At 64.4% G+C, this 18,815-nt stretch carries 25 protein-coding genes; all 25 read right to left on the bottom strand.

Annotated elements, in window-relative coordinates; translation table 11 throughout:
* Positions 1-40: 40 nt before the first annotated feature.
* Positions 41-838, bottom strand: coding sequence for a twin-arginine translocase subunit TatC (gene tatC, locus AC1RWI_RS18870; protein ID WP_150985700.1), 798 nt, complete (start codon positions 836-838; stop codon positions 41-43).
* A gap of 130 nt (positions 839-968) precedes the next feature.
* The gene (tatB, locus tag AC1RWI_RS18865) at positions 969-1,478 is read right to left on the bottom strand and encodes a Sec-independent protein translocase protein TatB (protein ID WP_492867995.1); all 510 of its coding nucleotides are present in this window, start codon (positions 1,476-1,478) and stop codon (positions 969-971) included.
* Positions 1,479-1,629: 151 nt separating this feature from the next.
* Entirely contained in the window at positions 1,630-1,866 is a 237-nt protein-coding gene (gene tatA / locus AC1RWI_RS18860; protein ID WP_043350196.1) for a Sec-independent protein translocase subunit TatA, read from the bottom strand.
* Between the two features lie 163 nt (positions 1,867-2,029).
* Positions 2,030-2,386, bottom strand: coding sequence for a histidine triad nucleotide-binding protein (locus AC1RWI_RS18855; RefSeq protein ID WP_043350199.1), 357 nt, complete (start codon positions 2,384-2,386; stop codon positions 2,030-2,032).
* 71 nt (positions 2,387-2,457) lie between these two features.
* On the bottom strand, positions 2,458-2,832 hold the full coding sequence (locus AC1RWI_RS18850; RefSeq protein ID WP_043350200.1) for a DUF4870 family protein: 375 nt from the start codon (positions 2,830-2,832) through the stop codon (positions 2,458-2,460).
* Positions 2,833-2,890: 58 nt separating this feature from the next.
* The gene (locus AC1RWI_RS18845; protein ID WP_043350203.1) at positions 2,891-3,271 is read right to left on the bottom strand and encodes a phosphoribosyl-ATP diphosphatase; all 381 of its coding nucleotides are present in this window, start codon (positions 3,269-3,271) and stop codon (positions 2,891-2,893) included.
* Positions 3,268-3,675 carry a phosphoribosyl-AMP cyclohydrolase gene (gene hisI / locus AC1RWI_RS18840; RefSeq protein ID WP_043350207.1) on the bottom strand — a complete coding sequence of 136 codons (408 nt, stop codon included), beginning with the start codon at positions 3,673-3,675 and terminating at the stop codon, positions 3,268-3,270. Before hisI ends, AC1RWI_RS18845 begins: the two co-directional genes overlap by 4 nt.
* Before the next feature lie 15 nt (positions 3,676-3,690).
* The gene (hisF, locus tag AC1RWI_RS18835) at positions 3,691-4,461 is read right to left on the bottom strand and encodes an imidazole glycerol phosphate synthase subunit HisF (RefSeq protein ID WP_043350210.1); all 771 of its coding nucleotides are present in this window, start codon (positions 4,459-4,461) and stop codon (positions 3,691-3,693) included.
* A 78-nt stretch (positions 4,462-4,539) separates the two neighbouring features.
* The gene (gene hisA, locus AC1RWI_RS18830; RefSeq protein WP_492867992.1) at positions 4,540-5,286 is read right to left on the bottom strand and encodes a 1-(5-phosphoribosyl)-5-[(5-phosphoribosylamino)methylideneamino]imidazole-4-carboxamide isomerase; all 747 of its coding nucleotides are present in this window, start codon (positions 5,284-5,286) and stop codon (positions 4,540-4,542) included.
* An 89-nt stretch (positions 5,287-5,375) separates the two neighbouring features.
* Positions 5,376-6,029, bottom strand: a complete 654-nt coding sequence (hisH, locus tag AC1RWI_RS18825; RefSeq protein ID WP_043350218.1) for an imidazole glycerol phosphate synthase subunit HisH — start codon at positions 6,027-6,029, stop codon at positions 5,376-5,378.
* Positions 6,026-6,649, bottom strand: coding sequence for a YchE family NAAT transporter (locus AC1RWI_RS18820; protein ID WP_043350221.1), 624 nt, complete (start codon positions 6,647-6,649; stop codon positions 6,026-6,028). The genes hisH and AC1RWI_RS18820 overlap by 4 nt, the downstream gene beginning before the upstream one ends.
* A 122-nt stretch (positions 6,650-6,771) precedes the next feature.
* Positions 6,772-7,365 (bottom strand): imidazoleglycerol-phosphate dehydratase HisB, encoded by a 594-nt coding sequence (hisB, locus tag AC1RWI_RS18815; RefSeq protein ID WP_006159655.1) that lies wholly within the window; start codon positions 7,363-7,365, stop codon positions 6,772-6,774.
* Positions 7,366-7,369: 4 nt separating this feature from the next.
* A complete protein-coding gene (gene hisC / locus AC1RWI_RS18810) occupies positions 7,370-8,470 on the bottom strand; it encodes a histidinol-phosphate transaminase (protein ID WP_492867989.1) in 1,101 nt (366 codons plus the stop codon).
* Between the two features lie 88 nt (positions 8,471-8,558).
* Positions 8,559-9,896 carry a histidinol dehydrogenase gene (hisD, locus tag AC1RWI_RS18805; protein ID WP_043350227.1) on the bottom strand — a complete coding sequence of 446 codons (1,338 nt, stop codon included), beginning with the start codon at positions 9,894-9,896 and terminating at the stop codon, positions 8,559-8,561.
* Between the two features lie 33 nt (positions 9,897-9,929).
* Positions 9,930-10,592, bottom strand: a complete 663-nt coding sequence (gene hisG / locus AC1RWI_RS18800) for an ATP phosphoribosyltransferase (protein ID WP_043350231.1) — start codon at positions 10,590-10,592, stop codon at positions 9,930-9,932.
* A gap of 26 nt (positions 10,593-10,618) precedes the next feature.
* Entirely contained in the window at positions 10,619-11,869 is a 1,251-nt protein-coding gene (murA, locus tag AC1RWI_RS18795) for a UDP-N-acetylglucosamine 1-carboxyvinyltransferase (protein ID WP_043350234.1), read from the bottom strand.
* A gap of 210 nt (positions 11,870-12,079) precedes the next feature.
* The gene (locus AC1RWI_RS18790; protein ID WP_043352389.1) at positions 12,080-12,337 is read right to left on the bottom strand and encodes a BolA family protein; all 258 of its coding nucleotides are present in this window, start codon (positions 12,335-12,337) and stop codon (positions 12,080-12,082) included.
* Positions 12,338-12,418: 81 nt separating this feature from the next.
* Positions 12,419-13,189 carry an ABC transporter permease gene (locus tag AC1RWI_RS18785; protein WP_144409906.1) on the bottom strand — a complete coding sequence of 257 codons (771 nt, stop codon included), beginning with the start codon at positions 13,187-13,189 and terminating at the stop codon, positions 12,419-12,421.
* Positions 13,190-13,245: 56 nt separating this feature from the next.
* Positions 13,246-14,199 carry an ABC transporter ATP-binding protein gene (locus AC1RWI_RS18780; protein ID WP_006159648.1) on the bottom strand — a complete coding sequence of 318 codons (954 nt, stop codon included), beginning with the start codon at positions 14,197-14,199 and terminating at the stop codon, positions 13,246-13,248.
* Positions 14,200-14,446: 247 nt separating this feature from the next.
* Positions 14,447-14,818 (bottom strand): STAS domain-containing protein, encoded by a 372-nt coding sequence (locus AC1RWI_RS18775; RefSeq protein WP_492355174.1) that lies wholly within the window; start codon positions 14,816-14,818, stop codon positions 14,447-14,449.
* Positions 14,819-14,879: 61 nt separating this feature from the next.
* Positions 14,880-15,503: an MlaC/ttg2D family ABC transporter substrate-binding protein gene (locus tag AC1RWI_RS18770; RefSeq protein ID WP_043350246.1), complete on the bottom strand. Its 624-nt coding sequence runs from the start codon at positions 15,501-15,503 to the stop codon at positions 14,880-14,882.
* Positions 15,504-15,706: 203 nt separating this feature from the next.
* The gene (locus AC1RWI_RS18765; RefSeq protein ID WP_043350250.1) at positions 15,707-16,537 is read right to left on the bottom strand and encodes an MlaA family lipoprotein; all 831 of its coding nucleotides are present in this window, start codon (positions 16,535-16,537) and stop codon (positions 15,707-15,709) included.
* Entirely contained in the window at positions 16,534-17,061 is a 528-nt protein-coding gene (gene mlaD / locus AC1RWI_RS18760) for an outer membrane lipid asymmetry maintenance protein MlaD (protein ID WP_043352390.1), read from the bottom strand. Before mlaD ends, AC1RWI_RS18765 begins: the two co-directional genes overlap by 4 nt.
* A 49-nt stretch (positions 17,062-17,110) precedes the next feature.
* Positions 17,111-17,887 (bottom strand): lipid asymmetry maintenance ABC transporter permease subunit MlaE, encoded by a 777-nt coding sequence (gene mlaE / locus AC1RWI_RS18755; RefSeq protein WP_043350253.1) that lies wholly within the window; start codon positions 17,885-17,887, stop codon positions 17,111-17,113.
* Entirely contained in the window at positions 17,884-18,705 is an 822-nt protein-coding gene (locus tag AC1RWI_RS18750) for an ABC transporter ATP-binding protein (RefSeq protein WP_043350257.1), read from the bottom strand. The genes mlaE and AC1RWI_RS18750 overlap by 4 nt, the downstream gene beginning before the upstream one ends.
* Positions 18,706-18,815 lie beyond the last annotated feature (110 nt).

Here is an 18,815-nt window from a genome sequence, read left to right as displayed (position 1 = left end):
TTACGGTGCCAAGCCTTGTTCTCGCCATTCGGACCGGCCGTCAATCCGGCTGGGCTTCGCTGGCTGCAGCGTCCGCGGCAACGGGCTTTGTGGTGAATCGCGCCATGATCAGCCCCAGCTCATAGAGCGCAATCAAAGGCACCGCCAGCAACAACTGGGACAGCACATCGGGTGGCGTCACCACGGCGGCGATCACGAAGGCGCCGACGATCACATAGGGGCGAATCTGCTTGAGCTTCTCCAGCTCGACCACGCCGAAACGCACTAGCACGATCACGACCACCGGCACCTCGAAAGTAATGCCGAAAGCCAGGAACATGGTCATGGCGAAGCTGAGGTATTTGTCGATGTCGGTCGACATCTCGGCACCCAGCGGCGCGTTGTAGTGCGCCATGAAATGGAACACCGTGGGAAACACGAGGAAATAGGCAAACGCCACACCGCAGATAAACAGGATGTAGCTGCTGCTCACCAGCGGCACGATCAATCGCTTCTCATGCTGGTACAAGCCGGGCGCGACGAACTGCCATATCTGGTAGAGCACCCAGGGCAGCGCTATCAGGAAGGCTACCAGCAGCGTCACCTTCATCGGCACGAAGAAGGAGCCGGTGACGTCGGTGACGATCATCCTGCCGCCCTTGGGCAGCGACTCCATCAACGGCCTGGCAAACAGGTTGTAAATGTTCGGCGCCCAGTAGACCAGGCTGACGAACACCAGGATCACGCCCGACGCAGCCTTGACGATACGCGAGCGCAACTCCACCAGGTGAGAGATGAAGGTTTCCTGCGGACCATCGTCTTGCGGGTCTTGGGGATCTTGGGAACGAGAGTCGCTCATGGCGTGGACCGCTCAGCCGAGGTGGCTGGCATCGAGGAATCAGTGGCGATACAACGGCACGGCGCGCAAGTCGGAACGCACGACAGCGGTGGCCGGCCGGATACCGGCGTGTGGACAAGCCCCTTCATGCTCACTCGAAGAAAGAGCGAGCGGGACCGGTGGCGGGACGGTGGCGCTTGACGCGCGCGGCGCCGGATTGCACCCACACGCGTACATTGTGCTGGCGCTTGTACCACAGGGGTTGCGCGCCCTGCTTGACGCGCCAGCTCTTGCGGCCGTTGTGAGGCTTGTGCGCCGTGTCCCAGGAAGGCACATAGCCGCCGGCCGGGCTTGCACCTGCCTGCGTGCTGGAATCGGTGCCGGTCAGCGCATCGTTCAGGGCCTGGCCGTGCTCGTGCACTTCCTTGTGGATGGTGCGCTCGACATCGCGCGCGGCGTCCTCGAACTCCGTGCGCATCTTGCGCAGTTCGTCGAGTTCGACCTCGCGGCTGACTTCTGCCTTCACATCATTGATATAGCGCTGCGCGCGGCCGACCAGTGCGCCGACCGTGCGCGCCACCTTCGGCAGCCGCTCTGGACCGATCACCACCAGCGCCACCGCGCCGATCAGTGCAAGCTTGGAAATGCCGAGATCGATCATGCGAGGTTCGAAAGGATGAGGCCGTAACAACGGCCGCCCCGGCCAGCGCGCAGATCGCCACGCAGGCAAGCGTGGCAAAGCGAGCATGGCCGGCAAGGCATTGCTGCCAGGAGGAAGGACATCGGGCGTGCTGACAAGGGTGGGATCGCGCTTACTGCTGGCGCGACTTTTCCTTGGCTTCGACGTCGATGGTGGTGGTGTCGCGCAGTTCCTTGGCGGGCGCGTCCGGCGCGTCAGCGGGGTTCCCGTTGGCATCCTTCATGCCGTCCTTGAAGCCCTTCACGGCGCCACCGAGGTCTTGGCCGATATTGCGCAGCTTCTTGGTGCCAAAGACCAGCATGACGATCACCAGCACGATGAGCCAGTGCCAAATGCTAAACGAACCCATTTTCTGCTCCTGATGAAGCCTGGGGCGGCGCCTTGCCACCCCGGCTTGTTGTTCCGTCACTGAAGGCCATGCCGGGCGACGGTTGCCGGCACGGCATCTGACCGAAGGCCACGCGGCCCGCGGTCCTGCATGGGCTGGCTGCCAGGCTGGCTTGAAGCCAGTTTTAAGGCAGCGGCACCTTCCACTGGCCGCGCGGGCCACCAAGCACGTGCAGATGGAGGTGGTACACCTCCTGTCCGCCATCCGGGCCGGTATTGATCACCGTCCGGAAACCATTGCCACAGCCTGCCGCGCGCGCCAACTCCGGCACTTTCAACATCATTTTAGCAAGCACCGCGCCTTCGCCGGGTCCGCAATCGGCCAGCGAATCGACATGCACCTTGGGAATGAGCAGGAAGTGTACCGGGGCTTTCGGGTGGATATCATGGAAAGCCAGCATTTCGTCGTCTTCATACACCTTGCGCGACGGCAGCTGGCCGGCCACGATCCGGCAGAAGAGGCAATTGTGCGGTGAATTCATGAAAATTTCATTGCGCGCAGCAAATCAGGCTGCGATTTCGCCGTGAACCCGTCGGGTTCCCGTCAGAAGCATCAGAAACGCTGATCCGGGTACATCGGCTTGCCATCGTTCAGGTAGAGCCAGCCCTTGACGATACGATACAACATCCACAGGGACAGCACGCCCCATGCCGCAAAGGCCAGCGGTATCAGGAACACCGTGGCAAACAACGCGCCGCCCAGAATGGCCCACGCCACCGACCACCAGAAGGACCGGATCTGCCAGGCAAAGTGAGAAGCATAGAGGGTGCCCCGCGTGTCGTCGCGCTTGACGTACCCCACCACGATGGCGATGAGCGCGGTGATGCCGCCGGTCAGCCAAAAAATGGCGTACAGAGCATAAAGAATGTGCGTCAGCTTGCGCAGGCTGGCGAGCCGGTCGTTGTCAGCGGTGATCACATCCCCCATCGTCGTTGCTCCTCAAAGCGGCTCGTAGCTGCGGGTACCGACTGGCCGGCGCGGTAATTCAACCGCCGTCAGCCTTGCGCTGGGCTTTTTCCTCGAGGCCGGACAGGCCTTCGCGGCGCGCCAGTTCGTTGACCACGTCGGCCGGCTTCAGGCCGAAACGGGCGAGCAGCACCATGCTGTGGAACCAGAGATCGGCCACCTCGTACACCACCTTGCCGACCGCTTCCGGACCCAGGCCCGCCGCGCGAGCATCCTTGGCGGCCATCACGGTCTCGGTGGCTTCCTCGCCGATCTTCTTCAGGATGGCATCGTCACCCTTGTGGAACAGGCGTGCCACGTAAGACTTATCCGGGTCGCCGCCGTTCTCCGGCTTGCGCGACTCCAGCACGGCGGCCAGGCGGGCCAGCACGTCCGTGCTGCTCAAGTGTTGTTCGCTCATGGCTTGGCCGCGTAGATGGTGGACGGATCCTTGAGCACGGGCTCGACGGTCTGCCAGTCGCCGCTCTCGGCGTCACCCTCGAACTTCTGGAAGAAGCAGGAGTGGCGCCCGGTGTGGCAGGCGATGCCGTCGTTCTGGGTGACCTTGAGCAGGACCACGTCTTCGTCGCAATCCAGGCGCATCTCGTGCACCTTCTGCACGTGGCCGGATTCCTCGCCCTTATGCCACAGGCGCTTGCGCGAGCGCGACCAGAACACGGCCTCGCCGATCTCCGCGGTGCGCTGCAGCGCTTCGCGGTTCATGAACGCGAACATCAGCACGTCGTTCGAGCCGACTTCCTGGACGATCACAGGCACCAGGCCGTTGTCGTCCCACTTAACCTTGTTGAGCCACTTCTTTGCCATGTCGGTTCGCCGTGTTCAGATTCGCACCGGAATGCCCTCGCGGGCCATGAATGCCTTTGCTTCGCCAACGGTGTGCTCGCCGTAGTGGAAGATGCTGGCGGCCAGCACCGCGTCGGCGTGCCCCAGCTTGATGCCGTCGGCCAGGTCCTTCAGGCTGCCCACGCCACCCGAGGCAATCACCGGCACGGACACCGCGTCGCTGACAGCCCGTGTGAGCTCGAGATCGAAGCCGCTCTTGGTGCCGTCGCGATCCATGCTGGTGAGCAGCAGCTCGCCGGCGCCGCGCGCGGCCATCTCGCGCGCCCAGGCCACGGCGTCCAGGCCGGTGGCCTTGCGCCCGCCGTGGGTGAAGACTTCCCAGCGTGCCGGCTCGCCGGGCGCGGAGCTGCGCTTGGCGTCGATCGCAACCACGATGCACTGCGACCCGTAGCGCGCGGTGGCGTCCGACACCAGTTGCGGGTTGGCGATGGCCGAAGAGTTGACGCTGATCTTGTCCGCGCCGGCATTAAGCAGGCGCCGCACGTCTTCCACGGCCCGCACGCCGCCACCTACCGTCAGCGGGATAAAGACCTGGGAGGCCACCGCCTCGATGATGTGCAGAATCAGGTCGCGGCCGTCGCTGGTCGCGGTGATATCAAGAAAAGTGATTTCATCGGCACCCTGCTCGTCGTAACGGCGGGCGATCTCGACCGGGTCGCCCGCGTCGCGCAATTCGACGAAGTTGACACCCTTGACCACCCGCCCGTTGGTCACGTCGAGGCAGGGGATGATACGTTTGGCTAGCATGAGATTCCTTGCCCGCCACGGCGCTGCGCACATGCGCGGCGCCGGTGGCTGCAATTGTCGCGCGCGAGGCGCGTTGTCTTACTGCGCGGCGCCGAGCTTGTCGGCAAGCGCCTGGGCTTCGGCGAAATTGAGGTCGCCCGAATAGATCGCGCGGCCGCAGATGACGCCTTCGACGCCATCCTTTTGCACGCTGCACAGGCGTTCGATATCGGCCAGGTTGGACAGCCCGCCGCTGGCGATCACCGGAATCGTCGCCGACTGCGCCAGCTTGACGGTGGCATCGATATTGATGCCCTGCAGCATGCCGTCGCGGCCGATGTCGGTGTAGATGATGGCCTCTACGCCGTAGTCCTCGTACTTGCGCGCGAGGTCCGCGACTTCGTGGCCGGTCAGCTTGCTCCAGCCGTCGGTGGCAACCTTGCCTTCGCGGGCATCCAGGCCGACGATGATATGGCCGCCGAACGCCGTGCAGGCATCCTTGAGGAACCCGGGATTCTTGACCGCGGCCGTGCCGATGATCACGTACGACAGGCCACCGTCGAGCCAGCGCTCGATGGTGTTCAGGTCGCGGATGCCGCCGCCGAGCTGGATCGGGATCTCATCGCCCACCTCGGCGATGATGGCCTTGATGGCAGCTTCATTGCGGGGCTTGCCCACGAACGCACCATTGAGGTCGACCAGGTGCAGGCGCCGTGCGCCCTGCTCCACCCAGTGACGTGCCATGGCGGCGGGATCTTCGGAAAAGACGGTGGCCTGGTCCATGTCGCCTTGTTTAAGGCGTACACATTGACCGTCCTTCAGGTCGATGGCCGGAATGAGCAACATAAGTGTGACGAGCGTGATTGAGTGAAAGAGAAAATTGAGCTAGCCACCGTGGCCGGCCAACTCGGTCCCGAAAAAGCCGCTATCGAGGTTCAGGGATTCCAATGCACGAAGTTCCGGTACAGCCGCAAGCCCATGGCGGCACTCTTTTCCGGGTGGAACTGCGTGGCAAAAATATTATCGCGCGCTACCGCGCTCGTAAATAAGACACCGTAGTCGGTTTCGCCGGCGATATGCGCCGGATCCTGCGCATGCACGTAGTAACTATGCACGAAATAGAACCAGCTTTCATCGGGGATGCCAGCCCACAGCGGATGGGAGCGCACTTGCCGCACCCGGTTCCAGCCCATCTGCGGCACCTTGTAGCGTGAGCCGTCCGGCTGGGTCATGCCTTCCAGCTCGAAGCGGATCACCTCGCCGGGCAACAGCCCCAGGCAAGGCGTGCTGCCGTCCTGCGTCCTGCTTTCCTTGCTGAAGTCGAACAGCATCTGTTCGCCAACGCACACACCCAGCATCGGCTTGCTGGCGGCGGCCTCGATCACCGCCTGCTGCAAGCCGGACGCGCCCAGCGCGCCCATGCAGTCGGGCATCGCCCCTTGGCCGGGCAGCACCACGCGGTCCGCCGCGCGGATCGCCTCGGGCTGGTCCACCACCTGCACGTCCGCCTCGGGCGCCGCCGCACGCAGGGCCTGCGCCACCGAGCGCAGGTTGCCCATGCCGTAATCCACAATTGCTATGGTAGTCATGATTTCAAAACAGGCAACAATGTCTTAAGCCCGTCCACAATGAATTCCACGGCCAGCGCCGACAGGATCAGCCCCATCAGGCGCGTGCCGATATTGATGCCAGTGCGGCCGATCACGCGCGCGATCGGGTCCGCGGCGCGGAATACTATATATACCACCGCGCCAAGCGCGATCCCAATTCCAACCAGAATCAGCAACTGGTACCAGTGCTGGGTCTTGCCGGCATAGACGATTACCGTGCTGATCGAGCCAGGCCCGGTCAGCAAGGGCAGCGCCAGCGGCACCACCGCGATGCTGGCCTTGGCTTCCGCCTCGTCCTCTTCCTCGGGCGTCGCCTTGGTGCGGCTGGTCTGGGCGTTCAGCATGTTCATCGCCATCATGATCATGATGAGGCCACCACCCACCTGGAGCGAGGCCACCGAGATATTGAAGAACTCAATGATCTGCTGGCCCAGCAAGGCGGAAATGCCCACTACCGTCGCCACCGAGATCGACGCGATCTTGATGGTATGCCGCTTTTCTTCCTCGGTCTGCTGGGTAGTCAGGCTGATGAAGAACGGGATGGCCCCGATCGGGTTGATCAGCGCCAGCAGCGAGATGAACGACTTAAGCGTATCCATCGGGTTGGGCTAATGTCGCGCTAATGCCGCGTTGGTGCCGCATCGGCACCACATTGATCGGAAATTTGCCGCCGGCGGCGCAGAATGCGCCGCCAAGCGAGGCTGGTGGACGCCGTTAAGGCTCAGCCGACGAGGGTGCCCTTGGTCGACGGAATCGTGTTGCCGGCGCGCGGATCCATTTCCACCGCCATGCGCAGCGCGCGGCCGAAAGCCTTGAACACGGTTTCGCATTGATGGTGGGCATTGATGCCGCGCAGGTTGTCGATATGCAGCGTCACCGCGGCGTGGTTGACGAACCCGCGGAAGAACTCGATGGTCAGGTCCACGTCGAAGCTGCCCACCCGCGCGCGGGTAAACGGCACGTGGAACTCCAGGCCCGGACGGCCGGAGAAGTCGATCACCACGCGCGACAGGCATTCGTCCAGCGGCACATAGCTGTGGCCGTAGCGGGTGATGCCCTTCTTGTCGCCAATGGCCTTGGCAACGGCCTGGCCGAGCGCGATGCCGACGTCTTCCACCGTGTGGTGGTCATCGATATGGGTGTCGCCGCTGGCTTCGACCTCGAGGTCGAACATGCCATGGCGGGCGATCTGGTCCAGCATGTGGTCGAGGAACGGCACGCCCGACGCCAGTTTCTGGCGGCCGGTGCCATCGAGATTCAGCGAAACGCGAATTTGCGTTTCCGAAGTATTGCGGGTGACCTCTGCAACACGCATGGTGTTAATCCTGCAACGCCGCCTGGAAGGCAGCGAGAAATTGCGCGTTCTCTTCGGGAGTGCTGACCGTGACGCGCAGACAGTTGGCCAGCAATGGGTGCATTTTACCCACGTTCTTGATCAAAACCTTGCGCGCGAGCACCCCATCGAACACACGGGCGGAATCGTCGACGCGCACCAGCAGGAAATTGGCGGCGCTCGGGTAGACCGTCACGCCCGGCAAGGCGGCCAGTGCGCTGGCCACGGTGGCGCGCTCGGCGCGCAGTTGCGCAGCCTGCTGGTCCAGCACGTCGACATGCTCCAGCACGAACAGCGCGGTGGCCTCGGTCAGCACATTGACGTTGTACGGCGGGCGCACCTTGTCGATCTGCAAGAGCCAAGCCGGCGCGCCGGCCAGGTAACCCAGCCGGATGCCGGCCAGGCCCAGCTTGGATACGGTGCGCATGACCAGCAGGTTGCCGAACTCGGCCAGGCGCGGCATCCAGGTGTCCTGGGCGAATGGCTGGTAGGCCTCGTCGACCACCACCAGGCTCTGGCAGGTCTCGCCCTGGGCGGCGCGCACGATGGCCTCCATGTCATCCGCATCGAACAGGTTGCCGGTGGGATTGTTGGGGTAGGCCAGGTAAATGATGGCGGGCTGGTGCTCGGCCATGGCCGCGAGCATGGCAGCCCGGTCGAGCGTGAAATCCGCCTTGAGCGGCACGCCGACGAACTCCAGCCCGGCAAACTGGGCGGACATGGCATACATGACGAAGCCCGGCACCGGTGCCAGCACCTTGGCGCCCGGCTTGGCGGCGGCCAGCGACAACATGCTGATGATCTCGTCCGAGCCGTTGCCCAGCAGCACGTCCATGCCCGCGGGCACGTCCATGACGGTCTTCAGGCGCGCGCGCAGCACTTCGCTGCTCGGCACCGGATAGCGGTTCAGCGCCACTTCGGCCAGCCGCGCGGCCAGCTTTGCGCGCAGCGCGTCGGGCAGCTGGTAGGGATTCTCCATCGCGTCCAGCTTCACCAGACCGTGCGAATCCGGCACATGGTAGGCGCCCATGGCGCGTACGTCGTCACGGATGATGCGTTCGATCAGGGAAGGCTGCACTACGGACATTGGATTACCTCTTTGGTCGGTGGTTGTCGGTGCTGATTGCTGCAATCCGGCCGGGCGCCGAAAAAAACCGGAACCCGGCCGCTGTGCCTCAGTTACGCCTGAGGCGATACTCGGCGCTGCGGGCGTGGGCCTGCAAGCCCTCGCCATAGGCCAGCTCGGCAGCGATCTGGCCCAGCATCTGGGCGCCCTGCTCGCTCACTTCGATCAGGCTGGAGCGCTTCTGGAAGTCGTACACGCCCAGCGGCGACGAGAAACGCGCGGTGCGCGAGGTCGGCAGCACGTGGTTGGGCCCCGCACAATAGTCGCCCAGCGACTCGCTCGTATAGCGGCCCAGGAAGATGGCGCCGGCGTGGCGGATCTTCTCGGCCCAGTGGCGCGGGTTCTCGGCGGAAATCTCCAGGTGCTCCGGCGCGATCGCGTTGGCGATCTCGCAGGCCTCGTCCATGTCGCGTACCCGGATCAGCGCGCCGCGCCCGGACAGCGACGCACGGATGACGTCGCGGCGCGGCATGGAGTCAAGCTGGCGGTGGATGCTTTCTTCCACCTGGGCCAGGTAGTTCGAGTCCGGGCACAGCAGGATGGACTGCGCGAGCTCATCGTGCTCGGCCTGCGAGAACAGGTCCATCGCCACCCAGTCCGGATCGGTGGTGCCGTCGCAGATCACCAGGATCTCGGACGGGCCGGCGATCATGTCGATGCCGACGGTGCCGAACACGCGGCGCTTGGCCGCCGCCACGTAGGCGTTGCCCGGACCGACGATCTTGTCGACCTGGGGCAGCGAGCCCGTACCGTAAGCCAGCGCGCCAACCGCCTGCGCGCCACCGATGGTAAACACGCGATCCACGCCGGCGATCTGCGCCGCGGCCAGCACCAGCTCGTTGCGCACACCGCCCGGCGTGGGCACGACCATGATGACTTCCTTGACGCCGGCCACGCGTGCCGGGATGGCGTTCATCAGCACCGACGACGGATACGCGGCCTTGCCTCCCGGCACATAGATGCCGACGCGGTCCAGCGGGGTCACCTTTTGTCCCAGCACGGTGCCGTCGGACTCGGTGTATTCCCAGCTGTGGCTGCCGCACTCGATCTTCTGCTTCTCGTGGTAGGCGCGCACGCGCGCCGCCGCGGTTTCCAGCGCGGCGCGGCGCTTGGGCTCGAGCTCCTCGAGCGCGGCTTCGAGCTTGGCCGGCGAGATCTCCAGCGCGGCCATGGAGCTGGCTTCCACGCGATCGAAGCGCTGCGTGTACTCCAGCACCGCGGCGTCGCCGCGCGCCTTCACATCGGCAAGGATCTGCGCCACGGCGCGATCGATGGCATCGTCTTCACCGGCTTCGAACGCCAGTACCTTGCGCAACTCGGCGGCAAAGCCCTGCTCGGTTGAATCCAGCCGGCGGATTGCGAGGTTTTCCATAGAATTTTCGTTCATGACTCCATTCCCCAGGCTCTCTCTCGCGCGGCGTCAGGCCAGCGCGGCGGAGGCGCGTTCAAACGCGTCGAGAATCGGGGCAAGCCGCTCACGCTTAAGTTTGAGGGCAGCCTGGTTGACCACCAGGCGCGACGATATCTGTACGATCTCTTCCACTTCGACCAGGTTGTTGGCGCGCAGGGTCCCGCCGGTGCTGACCAGATCGACGATGGCGTCGGCCAGTCCCACCAGCGGCCCGAGTTCCATCGAGCCGTACAGCTTGATCAGGTCTACGTGCACGCCCTTCTTGGCGAAGTGCTCGCGCGCGGTCTGCACATATTTGGTGGCCACGGCCAGCCGCGCGCCCTGGCGCACCGCGCTGGCGTAGTCGAAGCCGGCCGAGGTTGCAACCGACATGCGGCACTTGGCGATATTCAGGTCGATCGGTGCGTAGAGCCCGGCCATGCCGTGTTCCATCAGCACGTCCTTGCCGGCCACGCCGAAGTCGGCCGCGCCGTATTGCACGTAGGTCGGCACATCGGAGGCGCGCACGATGATGACGCGCACGTCCGGATCGGAGGTGGGCAGGATCAGCTTGCGCGAGGTTTCCGGATCCTCGGTGACATGGATGCCGGCCGCCTCGAGCAGCGGCATGGTTTCGGAGAAGATCCGGCCCTTGGAGAGGGCCAGCGTCAACTGGGTCGGGGAGGGGCTCATCTGCGTCCTTTTATCTTTTCGTGCGCTCAGGCGATGCGGCGGATCTTGGCGCCCACGGCCGACAGCTTGTCTTCCATGCGGTCATAGCCACGGTCAAGGTGATAGATGCGGTCGATCACGGTCTCGCCCTCGGCCACCAGGCCGGCGATCACCAGGCTGGCGGAGGCGCGCAGGTCGGTCGCCATCACCTTGGCGCCCGACAGCCGGGGCACGCCGGTGACCACCGCGGTATTGCCTTCGACCGCGATGTCGGCGCCCAGCCGGCTCAGCTCCTGCACATGCATGAAGCGGTTCTCGAAGATGGTTTCGGTAATGCGGGCCACGCCGCCGGCCACGCTGTTCAGCGCCATGAACTGCGCCTGCATGTCGGTCGGGAAGGCCGGGTATTCGGAGGTACGGAAGCTCACCGACTGTGGGCGCTGGGCCATCTTCAGGCGGATCCAGTCTTCGCCGGCCTCGATGGCGGCGCCGGCTTCGCGCAGCTTGTCGAGCACCGTGTCCAAAATGTGCGGCGACACGCCGCGCAGCACCACATCGCCAAGCGTCGCCGCGGCCGCGCACAGGAAGGTGCCAGCCTCGATACGGTCGGCAATCACAGCGTGGCTGGCGCCATGCAGGCGATCCACGCCCTGGATCACCAGGCGGTCGGTGCCGATGCCCTCGATACGGGCCCCCATTTTGACCAGCAGGTTGGCCAGGTCGGTCACTTCGGGCTCACGCGCGGCGTTCTCGAGCACGGTCTCGCCGTCGGCCAGCGTGGCGGCCATCAGCAGGTTCTCGGTGCCGGTCACGGTGATCATGTCGGTCACCACACGCGCGCCCTTCAGGCGCTTGGCGCGAGCATGGATAAAGCCGTGCTCGATGCTGATCTCGGCGCCCATGGCCTGCAGGCCCTTGATGTGCTGGTCGACCGGGCGCGCGCCAATGGCGCAGCCGCCGGGCAGCGACACGCGCGCTTGGCCAAATCGCGCCACCAGCGGGCCCAGCACCAGGATTGACGCGCGCATGGTCTTGACCAGCTCGTAGGGAGCCTCGGGCAAGTCGACGCCGGCGCCGTTGAGCGTCACGTGCGTGCCGTCCTGCTCGGCCTTCATGCCCATCTGGCGCAGCAGCTTGAGCGTGGTACCTACGTCCTGCAGCCTGGGAACGTTGTCGAGCGAGATGGTGTCGGCGCTAAGCAGTCCCGCGCACAGGATCGGCAGCGCGGCGTTCTTGGCGCCGGATACGCGGATCTCGCCTCGCAGCGGGCCATTGCCCTGGATCTCGAGTTTGTCCATGTTCTTTCAATTCCGGCCGGCCGCCCGCTGGCGTCCGGCATGTTTCATTACGGTCCGTAGCGGTGCGTCAAGGCGCGCCGCCGCAGCATCTGATACCCGTGGGCCGCCGCGCGCGTGGCGCGGCCCCTGATTGTCATGTCCGGCCTGTCGGGCGGCCAGCTTGTTGGTCCGTATTCGTTCGTTCGAGTCCGCCTTGTTCCGGCGCTTAGCTTACTGCTTTCCCTCGCCCGCCTGCGCCTGCCATTCGGCCGGCGTCAGCGTCTTCATCGACAGTGCGTGGATCTCGGCGCGCATCCGGTCGCCCAGCGCAGCATAGACCTGCTGGTGCCGCTGGATCAGGCGCTTGCCGTCAAACTGGGCGCTGACGATGGTGGCAAAGAAGTGCTGGCCGTCGCCCTCCACTTCCAGGTGTTCGCAGGACAGCCCTTGGGCGATGTAGTCACTGACTTGTTGGGGTGTAGGCAGCATGATGGTCTTTTCGCGTTGATTCGCTTGCGGTTCCGGATCTGGATACACGGGCTCTTGGCGTTCTGCTCTTGTAGGTAGCGTTCAGTGGCGCAGCTTGTAGCCGCTCTTGAGCAGCTGCAGCGCGACCGTGGCAAGCACCACGAAAGCCGTACCCACGACTGCGAGGCTGAAGCCCGGCGCCACGTCGGAGACGCCAAAGAAGCCATAGCGGAAGCCGTCGATCATGTAGAAGAACGGATTGGCGTGCGACACCGCCTGCCAGAAGGCAGGCAGCGAGTGGATCGAATAAAACACACCGGACAAGAAAGTGGCCGGCATGATCAGGAAGTTCTGGAAGGCCGCGAGCTGGTCGAATTTCTCAGCCCAGATCCCGGCGATCAGCCCCAGCGTGCCAAGGATCGCCGCGCCGAGCACGGCAAACACCAGGATCCAGGCGATATTGGCGAAATGCAGGTTGGCGAACCAGGCCGTCACCAGCAGCACGCCCAGTCCCACGGCCAGGCCGCGCACGATGGATGCCACCACATAGGCGCCGAACATTTCCCAATGCGACAGCGGCGGCAGCATGATGAACACCAGGTTGCCGGTAATTTTGGACTGGATCAGCGACGACGAACTGTTGGCAAAGGCGTTCTGCAGCACGCTCATCATCACCAGCCCGGGCACCAGGAAGGCCGTATAGCTGATCTGGTCGTAGACCTTCACCCGGTTCTCCAGCACATGGCCGAAGATCAGCAGGTACAGGATCGCGGTGAGCACCGGCGCCGCCACGGTCTGGAAGCTGACCTTCCAAAAACGCAGGACTTCCTTGTAGAGCAGCGTGCGAAAGCCAACCAGCCCCCCCACCGCCATCGGCGCAAGGTGGGTGTTGATGGCGTCCTGCGTGCCGTCGAATTCGGTTGGCATCTTCATGCTGCAGCCTCCACAGCCGTATCCGGCAACGCGCCCGGCATATGGCCTTCGCGCCGCATGATCTGCACGAACACGTCCTCCAGGTCTGCCTTGTTGATTTCCATGTCTTCGATCTCGCAGCCGGCCTCGCGGCAGGCGGCCAGAATCGGCTCCACGGCCGGGTAGCCCGACAGCCGCAGCCGCACCGCGCGTTCGCCCGGGTTGGAGGAGGGCATGCGCAGCGGCTCAAGCGCGGCCGGCAAGGCACCACGGGAAAATGTCAGCGCCAGCTGCAGCCCGGCGAACTGGCTCAGCAGGTTGCTGGTGCGGTCCAGCGCCACCACCTCGCCGAACTTGAGCATGGCGATGCGGTCACACAGCGCCTCGGCCTCTTCCAGGTAGTGCGTGGTCAGGATGATGGTGTGGCCTTCGCGATTCAGGCGCGAGATGAACTTCCACAGCGTTTGGCGCAGTTCCACGTCAACCCCGGCGGTGGGCTCGTCGAGCACGATGACCGGCGGCCGGTGCACCAGCGCCTGGGCCACCAGCACGCGGCGCTTCATGCCGCCGGAGAGCTGGCGCATGTTGGCGTCGGCTTTGTTGGTGAGATCGAGGTTGGCCATGATCTCGTCGATCCAGTCGTCGTTGCGGGTCAGGCCGAAGTAGCCGGACTGCAGGCGCAACGTCTCGCGCACCGTGAAAAAGGGATCGAAGACCAGTTCCTGCGGCACCACGCCCAGCATACGCCGCGCCAACCGGTAATCGGACACCACGTCGTGGCCGAGCACGCTGACGCTGCCGGAATCGGCACGGTTCAGGCCCGCCAGGATGGAGATCAGCGTGGTCTTGCCTGCACCGTTGGGGCCGAGCAGGCCGAAAAATTCGCCCCGCTCGACGGTGAAGCTGACGCCCTTGAGCGCTTGCAGGTTGCGGTAGCGCTTGCGAACGTCTTTGAGTTCGATGGCTTTCATGGCCGGATACTGTTTGGCAGGCGCGTCGGGCTCTTGTGGGCTCGCGCGCCGGCCTCCTTGAAATGGCGGAGACCGCCTGGGTGCTTCGACCGTGTCTTGCCCGAGCCTTATATGCCGGAACGGTCGAACAACCCGGAATTATAGGGGATGCGGGAGCAGTCCCGCTTTGAGCACGAGGCGTGGCGTGAGCCATCGCCCGGGCATCGCGGTAGCAAGCGCAGATCAGCAGCTTGCCACGGATGCCGGTTCAATGTCGGTGGGAAACAGTGACTTGCGCGCCCCGCGCGCCCGCCTGGGCGCCGAGTTGCAGCAGGGAATCGACGCCGTACAACGCGGCCAGCTCAGCCAGCTGAGCCGGTACGCCAACGAACGCGAGCGACTGGCCTCGGCTGGCTGCATCGCGCTGCCAAGCCAGCAGCACGGCGACGGCGGCGGAGTCGACCTGGGCCAGTTTGCTGCAGTCCACCTGGGCTTCGCCCTGGGCCAGGCGTGCCAGCCCGTCACGCAGCACGGCGGCGGCGTTGCGGTTGGTCAGCGAGGTGTCGAGCGAAAGCATCTGGCAGCGGTCCGGGGATGCGGGTCTGGGAAAAAGCACTCCCGCAGGGGCGGGAGCGCTCATTGTAGAACACTTCGGCAAGCCATGCTGCGCCGCAGCCTGCCGCTCAGGCAGGCCAGCAAGCTCAGTTCTTGGCGTTGGCGAGCTGGCGGTTGCGGTCCTGCAGCGTCTTGATCACGCCGTCCACGCCCTGCTGGCCCACGATGGTGTTGAAGCTGCCCTTGTAGGCCTCGGTCAGCCAGGCGCCCAGCACGTTGATGTCATAGACCTTCCAGCCCTGCGCGGTCTTCTCAAGGCGGTAGTCGAGCTGGATCGGCTCGCCCTTGTTGATGACCTGGGTGCGAATGGTGGCGTCGGTATCGTCCGGGCTGCCACGATACGGGCGGAACTGCACGCTCTGGTCGCGGATCTGCGCGATGGCGCCCGAATAGGTGCGGATCAGCAGGGTCTTGAATTCGTCGGTGATCTGCTTTTGCTGCTCGGGCGTGGCCTTGGACCAGTTGCGGCCCATGGCGATCTGCGTGGTTTTCTGGAAATTCGCGTTGGGCAGGATCTTCTGCTCAACCAGCGCCGAGATCTTGCCGATGTTCCCGGCCTGCATGTCCTTGTCCGCCTTGACCGAAGTCATCACGTCGCTGACCACGGCCTTGACCAGCCCGTCGGGCGTGCTGGCATCCTGCGATTGGGCGTGGGCGGCGCCGGAAAAGGCAACCACGGTAAGAAAAGGCAGCAACAGTCGCTTCAGCATATTTCGTCCTTATCAATTCGATAACGCAGGGACACCGAGGTACGGCATCCTTACGTGTCCCGGCACCAAGGCCGGCAATGGTCATGCGCCGAGTTGGAGTTCGGGCGAGGCCTCGGAGTTCGCGGCGCCGGAGCCTCCGGCGCCACATTTTCATACTTTGTTGCACCGCTCACAGCGGCGACACGAGCCGCGGCAAATCCCACTCAGCGCAGGCGGAAATTGCCGATATTGCCCGGCATCTGCACTGGTGGCGTGGGCAGCGCCTGGTTTTCCTGCGTGGCATCCGGCGGCGGGCTGGCCGGCACGGTATCGTCGCTCTCCGGCGGGTTGCCGTCATAGATCTGGTACTCACGGCGCTGCAGGTACGCATCGCGCGTGAAGGCGTACTTGTCGAGCGCCGCCATCTCGATCAGGCCAGTGGCACCAAGCAGCGAAGCCCGGGTGTTGACGACACGCACCCCGAACAGCGAGTTGCGCAACCACACGGGATCGATATACGCCGACGGATCGATCTGGCGGTCAACCAGCATGCCGGCGGTATCGCGCACCGTGCTCGGCCCGAACAGCGGCAGCACCAGGTACGGGCCGGCCGGCACGCCCCATACGCCCAGGGTCTGGCCGAAGTCTTCCTTGTACTTCGGCAAGCCCGCCGGCGTGGCGATGTCGATCAGCCCGCCGATGCCCAGCACGCTGTTGATGGCCACGCGCATGGTGTCTTCCGCGGCGCGGGTGGGCTTGCCCTGCAGCAGGTTGTTGACGGCCGAGTAGACATCGCTGACGTTGGAAAAGGCATTGTCGATCGCGGTGCGGATCGGCGACGGAACGTAATCGGCGTACACCTGGGCAACCGGGCGCAGCACGGTCCTGTCGACGGCGTCGTTAACCTTGAAGACTTCCCGGTTGAAGGGCTCGATAGGATCCTTCGGGTTGGCGGTCGGGCCAGTGGCGCAACCTGCCGCCAGCCATGCAACCGAGGCCGCCAGCAAGCAGTTTCGTCCCACGCGCCAGCGCGCGGCAGCACGCCTGCCGGTCATTTCACCACCCCCGCTGCGCCGCTGGCAGCTCCCGCAGCAGCGCCGCCTGCATTGTTGCCACCCGCCCCCGCATCGGCGGCCTTGTTATACAGGAACTGCCCGATCAGGTTCTCCAGCACCACGGCCGACTGCGTCATGGTGATGCGCGAGCCTTCCGCCAGCATGGCGGTGTCGCCACCCGCCTCAAGGCCCAGGTACTGCTCCCCGAGCAAGCCCGAGGTCAGGATCTTGGCCGAGGTGTCCTTCGGAAACTGGTAGCGCTTTTCCAGGTTGAGCGTCACGGTCGCCTGGTAGGTCTTGTCGTCGAAGCGGATATCCGCCACACGGCCCACCACCACGCCGGCGCTCTTCACCGGGGCACGCGGCTTCAGGCCGCCGATATTATCGAAGCGCGCCTGGACCGAATAGGTGTCCTGGAACGACAGGGCGCTCATGTTGCCGGCCTTGAGCGCCAGGAACAGCAGCGCCACGAAACCCGCCACAACAAACAGCCCAACCCAGAAATCGAGTGTATTTCTTTTCATCTGCGTCTCTTCTTCAAGTACTCCGGCTCCGGCGACCGCACCGGCCATGTCAGCTGAACATCAGCGCAGTCAGCAGGAAATCCAGCGCCAGCACCGCCAGCGAGGCAATCACGACAGTGCGCGTGGTGGCGCGCGACACGCCTTCCGGCGTCGGCTTGGCCTGATAGCCCTGGTACAACGCTATAAACGTCACCGCGACGCCAAAAATGAAGCTCTTAATGACGCCATTGAGCACGTCATTGCGAACATCCACGCCGTTTTGCATCTGCGACCAGAACGCGCCCGCGTCCACGCCGATCATCTGCACCCCGACCACATAGCCACCCAGGATGCCAACGGCGCTGAAAATCGCCGCCAGCACCGGCATGGCAACCACACCAGCCCAGAAGCGCGGCGCAATCACGCGCTGCAGCGGATTGACCGCCATCATTTCCATGGCGGTGAGTTGCTCACCCGCCTTCATCAGGCCGATCTCGGCGGTGAGTGACGTGCCGGCACGGCCGGCGAACAGCAGCGCCGTCACCACCGGGCCCAGCTCGCGCACCAGCGACAGCGCCACCAGCAGCCCCAGCGCCTGCTCGGAGCCGTAGCGATTCAGCGTGTAATAGCCCTGCAAACCCAGCACAAAGCCGACAAACAGGCCAGAAACCGCAATGATCACCAGCGACAGGTTGCCGACAAAGAAAATCTGGTCGCTCACCAGCCGGAAGCGGCGCAGCAACGCCGGAGACATCGCCAGTACCGTGAAAAACATGCGCGTGGCATGACCCAGTCCGCTGACCGACTGCCGCACCGCGGAGCCGATGCTCGTGAAAAATCCCATCATCGTCCGGCTCCGCTCACGAAGTCCTCGGCCAGCGACGGCCCCGGATAGTGGAACGGGACCGGGCCGTCAGGCTCGGCATGGACGAACTGGTGCACGAAGGGATCCGTCGAGGCACGCAGGGCTTCGGGCTCGCCTTCGGCGGCAATGCGGCCATTGGCAATGAAATAGACGTAGTCGGCGATGAGAAAGGTCTCGTTGACGTCATGCGACACGATGATGGAGGTGGCCCCCAGCGCATCGTTCAGGCTGCGGATCAGGCGTGCGGTCAGGCCCAGCGAGATCGGGTCGAGGCCGGCAAAGGGCTCGTCGTACATCAGCAGGGCTGGATCCAGCGCGATCGCGCGGGCCAGTGCCACCCGGCGCGCCATGCCACCGGAGATCTCTGACGGCATCAGCTCGCGCGCGCCGCGCAGGCCGACGGCGTTGAGCTTCATCAGCACCAGGTCGCGGATCATCGACTCGGGCAAATCGGTATGTTCGCGCAACGGGAAAGCAACGTTGTCGAACACGGAGAGATCGGTGAACAACGCACCAAACTGGAACAGCATGCCCATCTGCCGCCGCACGGCGTACAGGTCACTACGGGCGAGGGCGGGAACATTAGCGCCGTTGAAGAGCACCTGGCCGCTCTGCGGCCTGACCTGGCCGCCGATCAGGCGCATCACGGTGGTCTTGCCGCAGCCAGAGCCGCCCATGACAGCCACCACCTTGCCGCGCGGGAAGCGCATGCTAAGGCCCGACAGGATTGGCTTGCCGCCCGCCGTATAGGCGAAATCGACAGATTGGAGCTCGACGAGGTTTGAGGCGGAATCGGTCACGTTGGCACCGTGTTAGGCAGTCCGCCATTATAAGGGCTACTACCTAGCGCTGCCCGAGGCAGTGTGGCGCAATCCACATCCACTCTATGCAAATCATTGTTTCATCACAT

It is taken from the genome of Cupriavidus sp. MPR-AND1C (assembly GCF_058809705.1).
The sequence above is the reverse complement of the archived record's forward strand: the minus strand, read 5'-3'. Positions and strand labels throughout refer to the sequence as shown.

Bases quoted from the DNA above. Each gene is read 5' to 3' on its own strand.
- AC1RWI_RS18765 (WP_043350250.1), bottom strand. From the start codon at position 16,537: ATGACCGGCAGGCGTGCTGCCGCGCGCTGGCGCGTGGGACGAAACTGC.
- AC1RWI_RS18785 (WP_144409906.1), bottom strand. From the start codon at position 13,189: ATGGCGGTGGGGGGGCTGGTTGGCTTTCGCACGCTGCTCTACAAGGAA.
- AC1RWI_RS18850 (WP_043350200.1), bottom strand. From the start codon at position 2,832: ATGGGGGATGTGATCACCGCTGACAACGACCGGCTCGCCAGCCTGCGC.
- tatB (WP_492867995.1), bottom strand. From the start codon at position 1,478: ATGATCGATCTCGGCATTTCCAAGCTTGCACTGATCGGCGCGGTGGCG.
- AC1RWI_RS18855 (WP_043350199.1), bottom strand. From the start codon at position 2,386: ATGAATTCACCGCACAATTGCCTCTTCTGCCGGATCGTGGCCGGCCAG.
- AC1RWI_RS18820 (WP_043350221.1), bottom strand. From the start codon at position 6,649: ATGGATACGCTTAAGTCGTTCATCTCGCTGCTGGCGCTGATCAACCCG.
- hisG (WP_043350231.1), bottom strand. From the start codon at position 10,592: ATGAGCCCCTCCCCGACCCAGTTGACGCTGGCCCTCTCCAAGGGCCGG.
- mlaD (WP_043352390.1), bottom strand. From the start codon at position 17,061: ATGAAAAGAAATACACTCGATTTCTGGGTTGGGCTGTTTGTTGTGGCG.
- hisD (WP_043350227.1), bottom strand. From the start codon at position 9,896: ATGAACGAAAATTCTATGGAAAACCTCGCAATCCGCCGGCTGGATTCA.
- AC1RWI_RS18775 (WP_492355174.1), bottom strand. From the start codon at position 14,818: ATGAGCGCTCCCGCCCCTGCGGGAGTGCTTTTTCCCAGACCCGCATCC.
- AC1RWI_RS18790 (WP_043352389.1), bottom strand. From the start codon at position 12,337: ATGCTGCCTACACCCCAACAAGTCAGTGACTACATCGCCCAAGGGCTG.
- mlaE (WP_043350253.1), bottom strand. From the start codon at position 17,887: ATGATGGGATTTTTCACGAGCATCGGCTCCGCGGTGCGGCAGTCGGTC.
- murA (WP_043350234.1), bottom strand. From the start codon at position 11,869: ATGGACAAACTCGAGATCCAGGGCAATGGCCCGCTGCGAGGCGAGATC.
- hisH (WP_043350218.1), bottom strand. From the start codon at position 6,029: ATGACTACCATAGCAATTGTGGATTACGGCATGGGCAACCTGCGCTCG.
- hisB (WP_006159655.1), bottom strand. From the start codon at position 7,365: ATGCGTGTTGCAGAGGTCACCCGCAATACTTCGGAAACGCAAATTCGC.
- hisC (WP_492867989.1), bottom strand. From the start codon at position 8,470: ATGTCCGTAGTGCAGCCTTCCCTGATCGAACGCATCATCCGTGACGAC.
- tatC (WP_150985700.1), bottom strand. From the start codon at position 838: ATGAGCGACTCTCGTTCCCAAGATCCCCAAGACCCGCAAGACGATGGT.
- AC1RWI_RS18845 (WP_043350203.1), bottom strand. From the start codon at position 3,271: ATGAGCGAACAACACTTGAGCAGCACGGACGTGCTGGCCCGCCTGGCC.
- hisF (WP_043350210.1), bottom strand. From the start codon at position 4,461: ATGCTAGCCAAACGTATCATCCCCTGCCTCGACGTGACCAACGGGCGG.
- hisI (WP_043350207.1), bottom strand. From the start codon at position 3,675: ATGGCAAAGAAGTGGCTCAACAAGGTTAAGTGGGACGACAACGGCCTG.
- hisA (WP_492867992.1), bottom strand. From the start codon at position 5,286: ATGTTGCTCATTCCGGCCATCGACCTGAAGGACGGTCAATGTGTACGC.
- tatA (WP_043350196.1), bottom strand. From the start codon at position 1,866: ATGGGTTCGTTTAGCATTTGGCACTGGCTCATCGTGCTGGTGATCGTC.
- AC1RWI_RS18780 (WP_006159648.1), bottom strand. From the start codon at position 14,199: ATGAAAGCCATCGAACTCAAAGACGTTCGCAAGCGCTACCGCAACCTG.
- AC1RWI_RS18770 (WP_043350246.1), bottom strand. From the start codon at position 15,503: ATGCTGAAGCGACTGTTGCTGCCTTTTCTTACCGTGGTTGCCTTTTCC.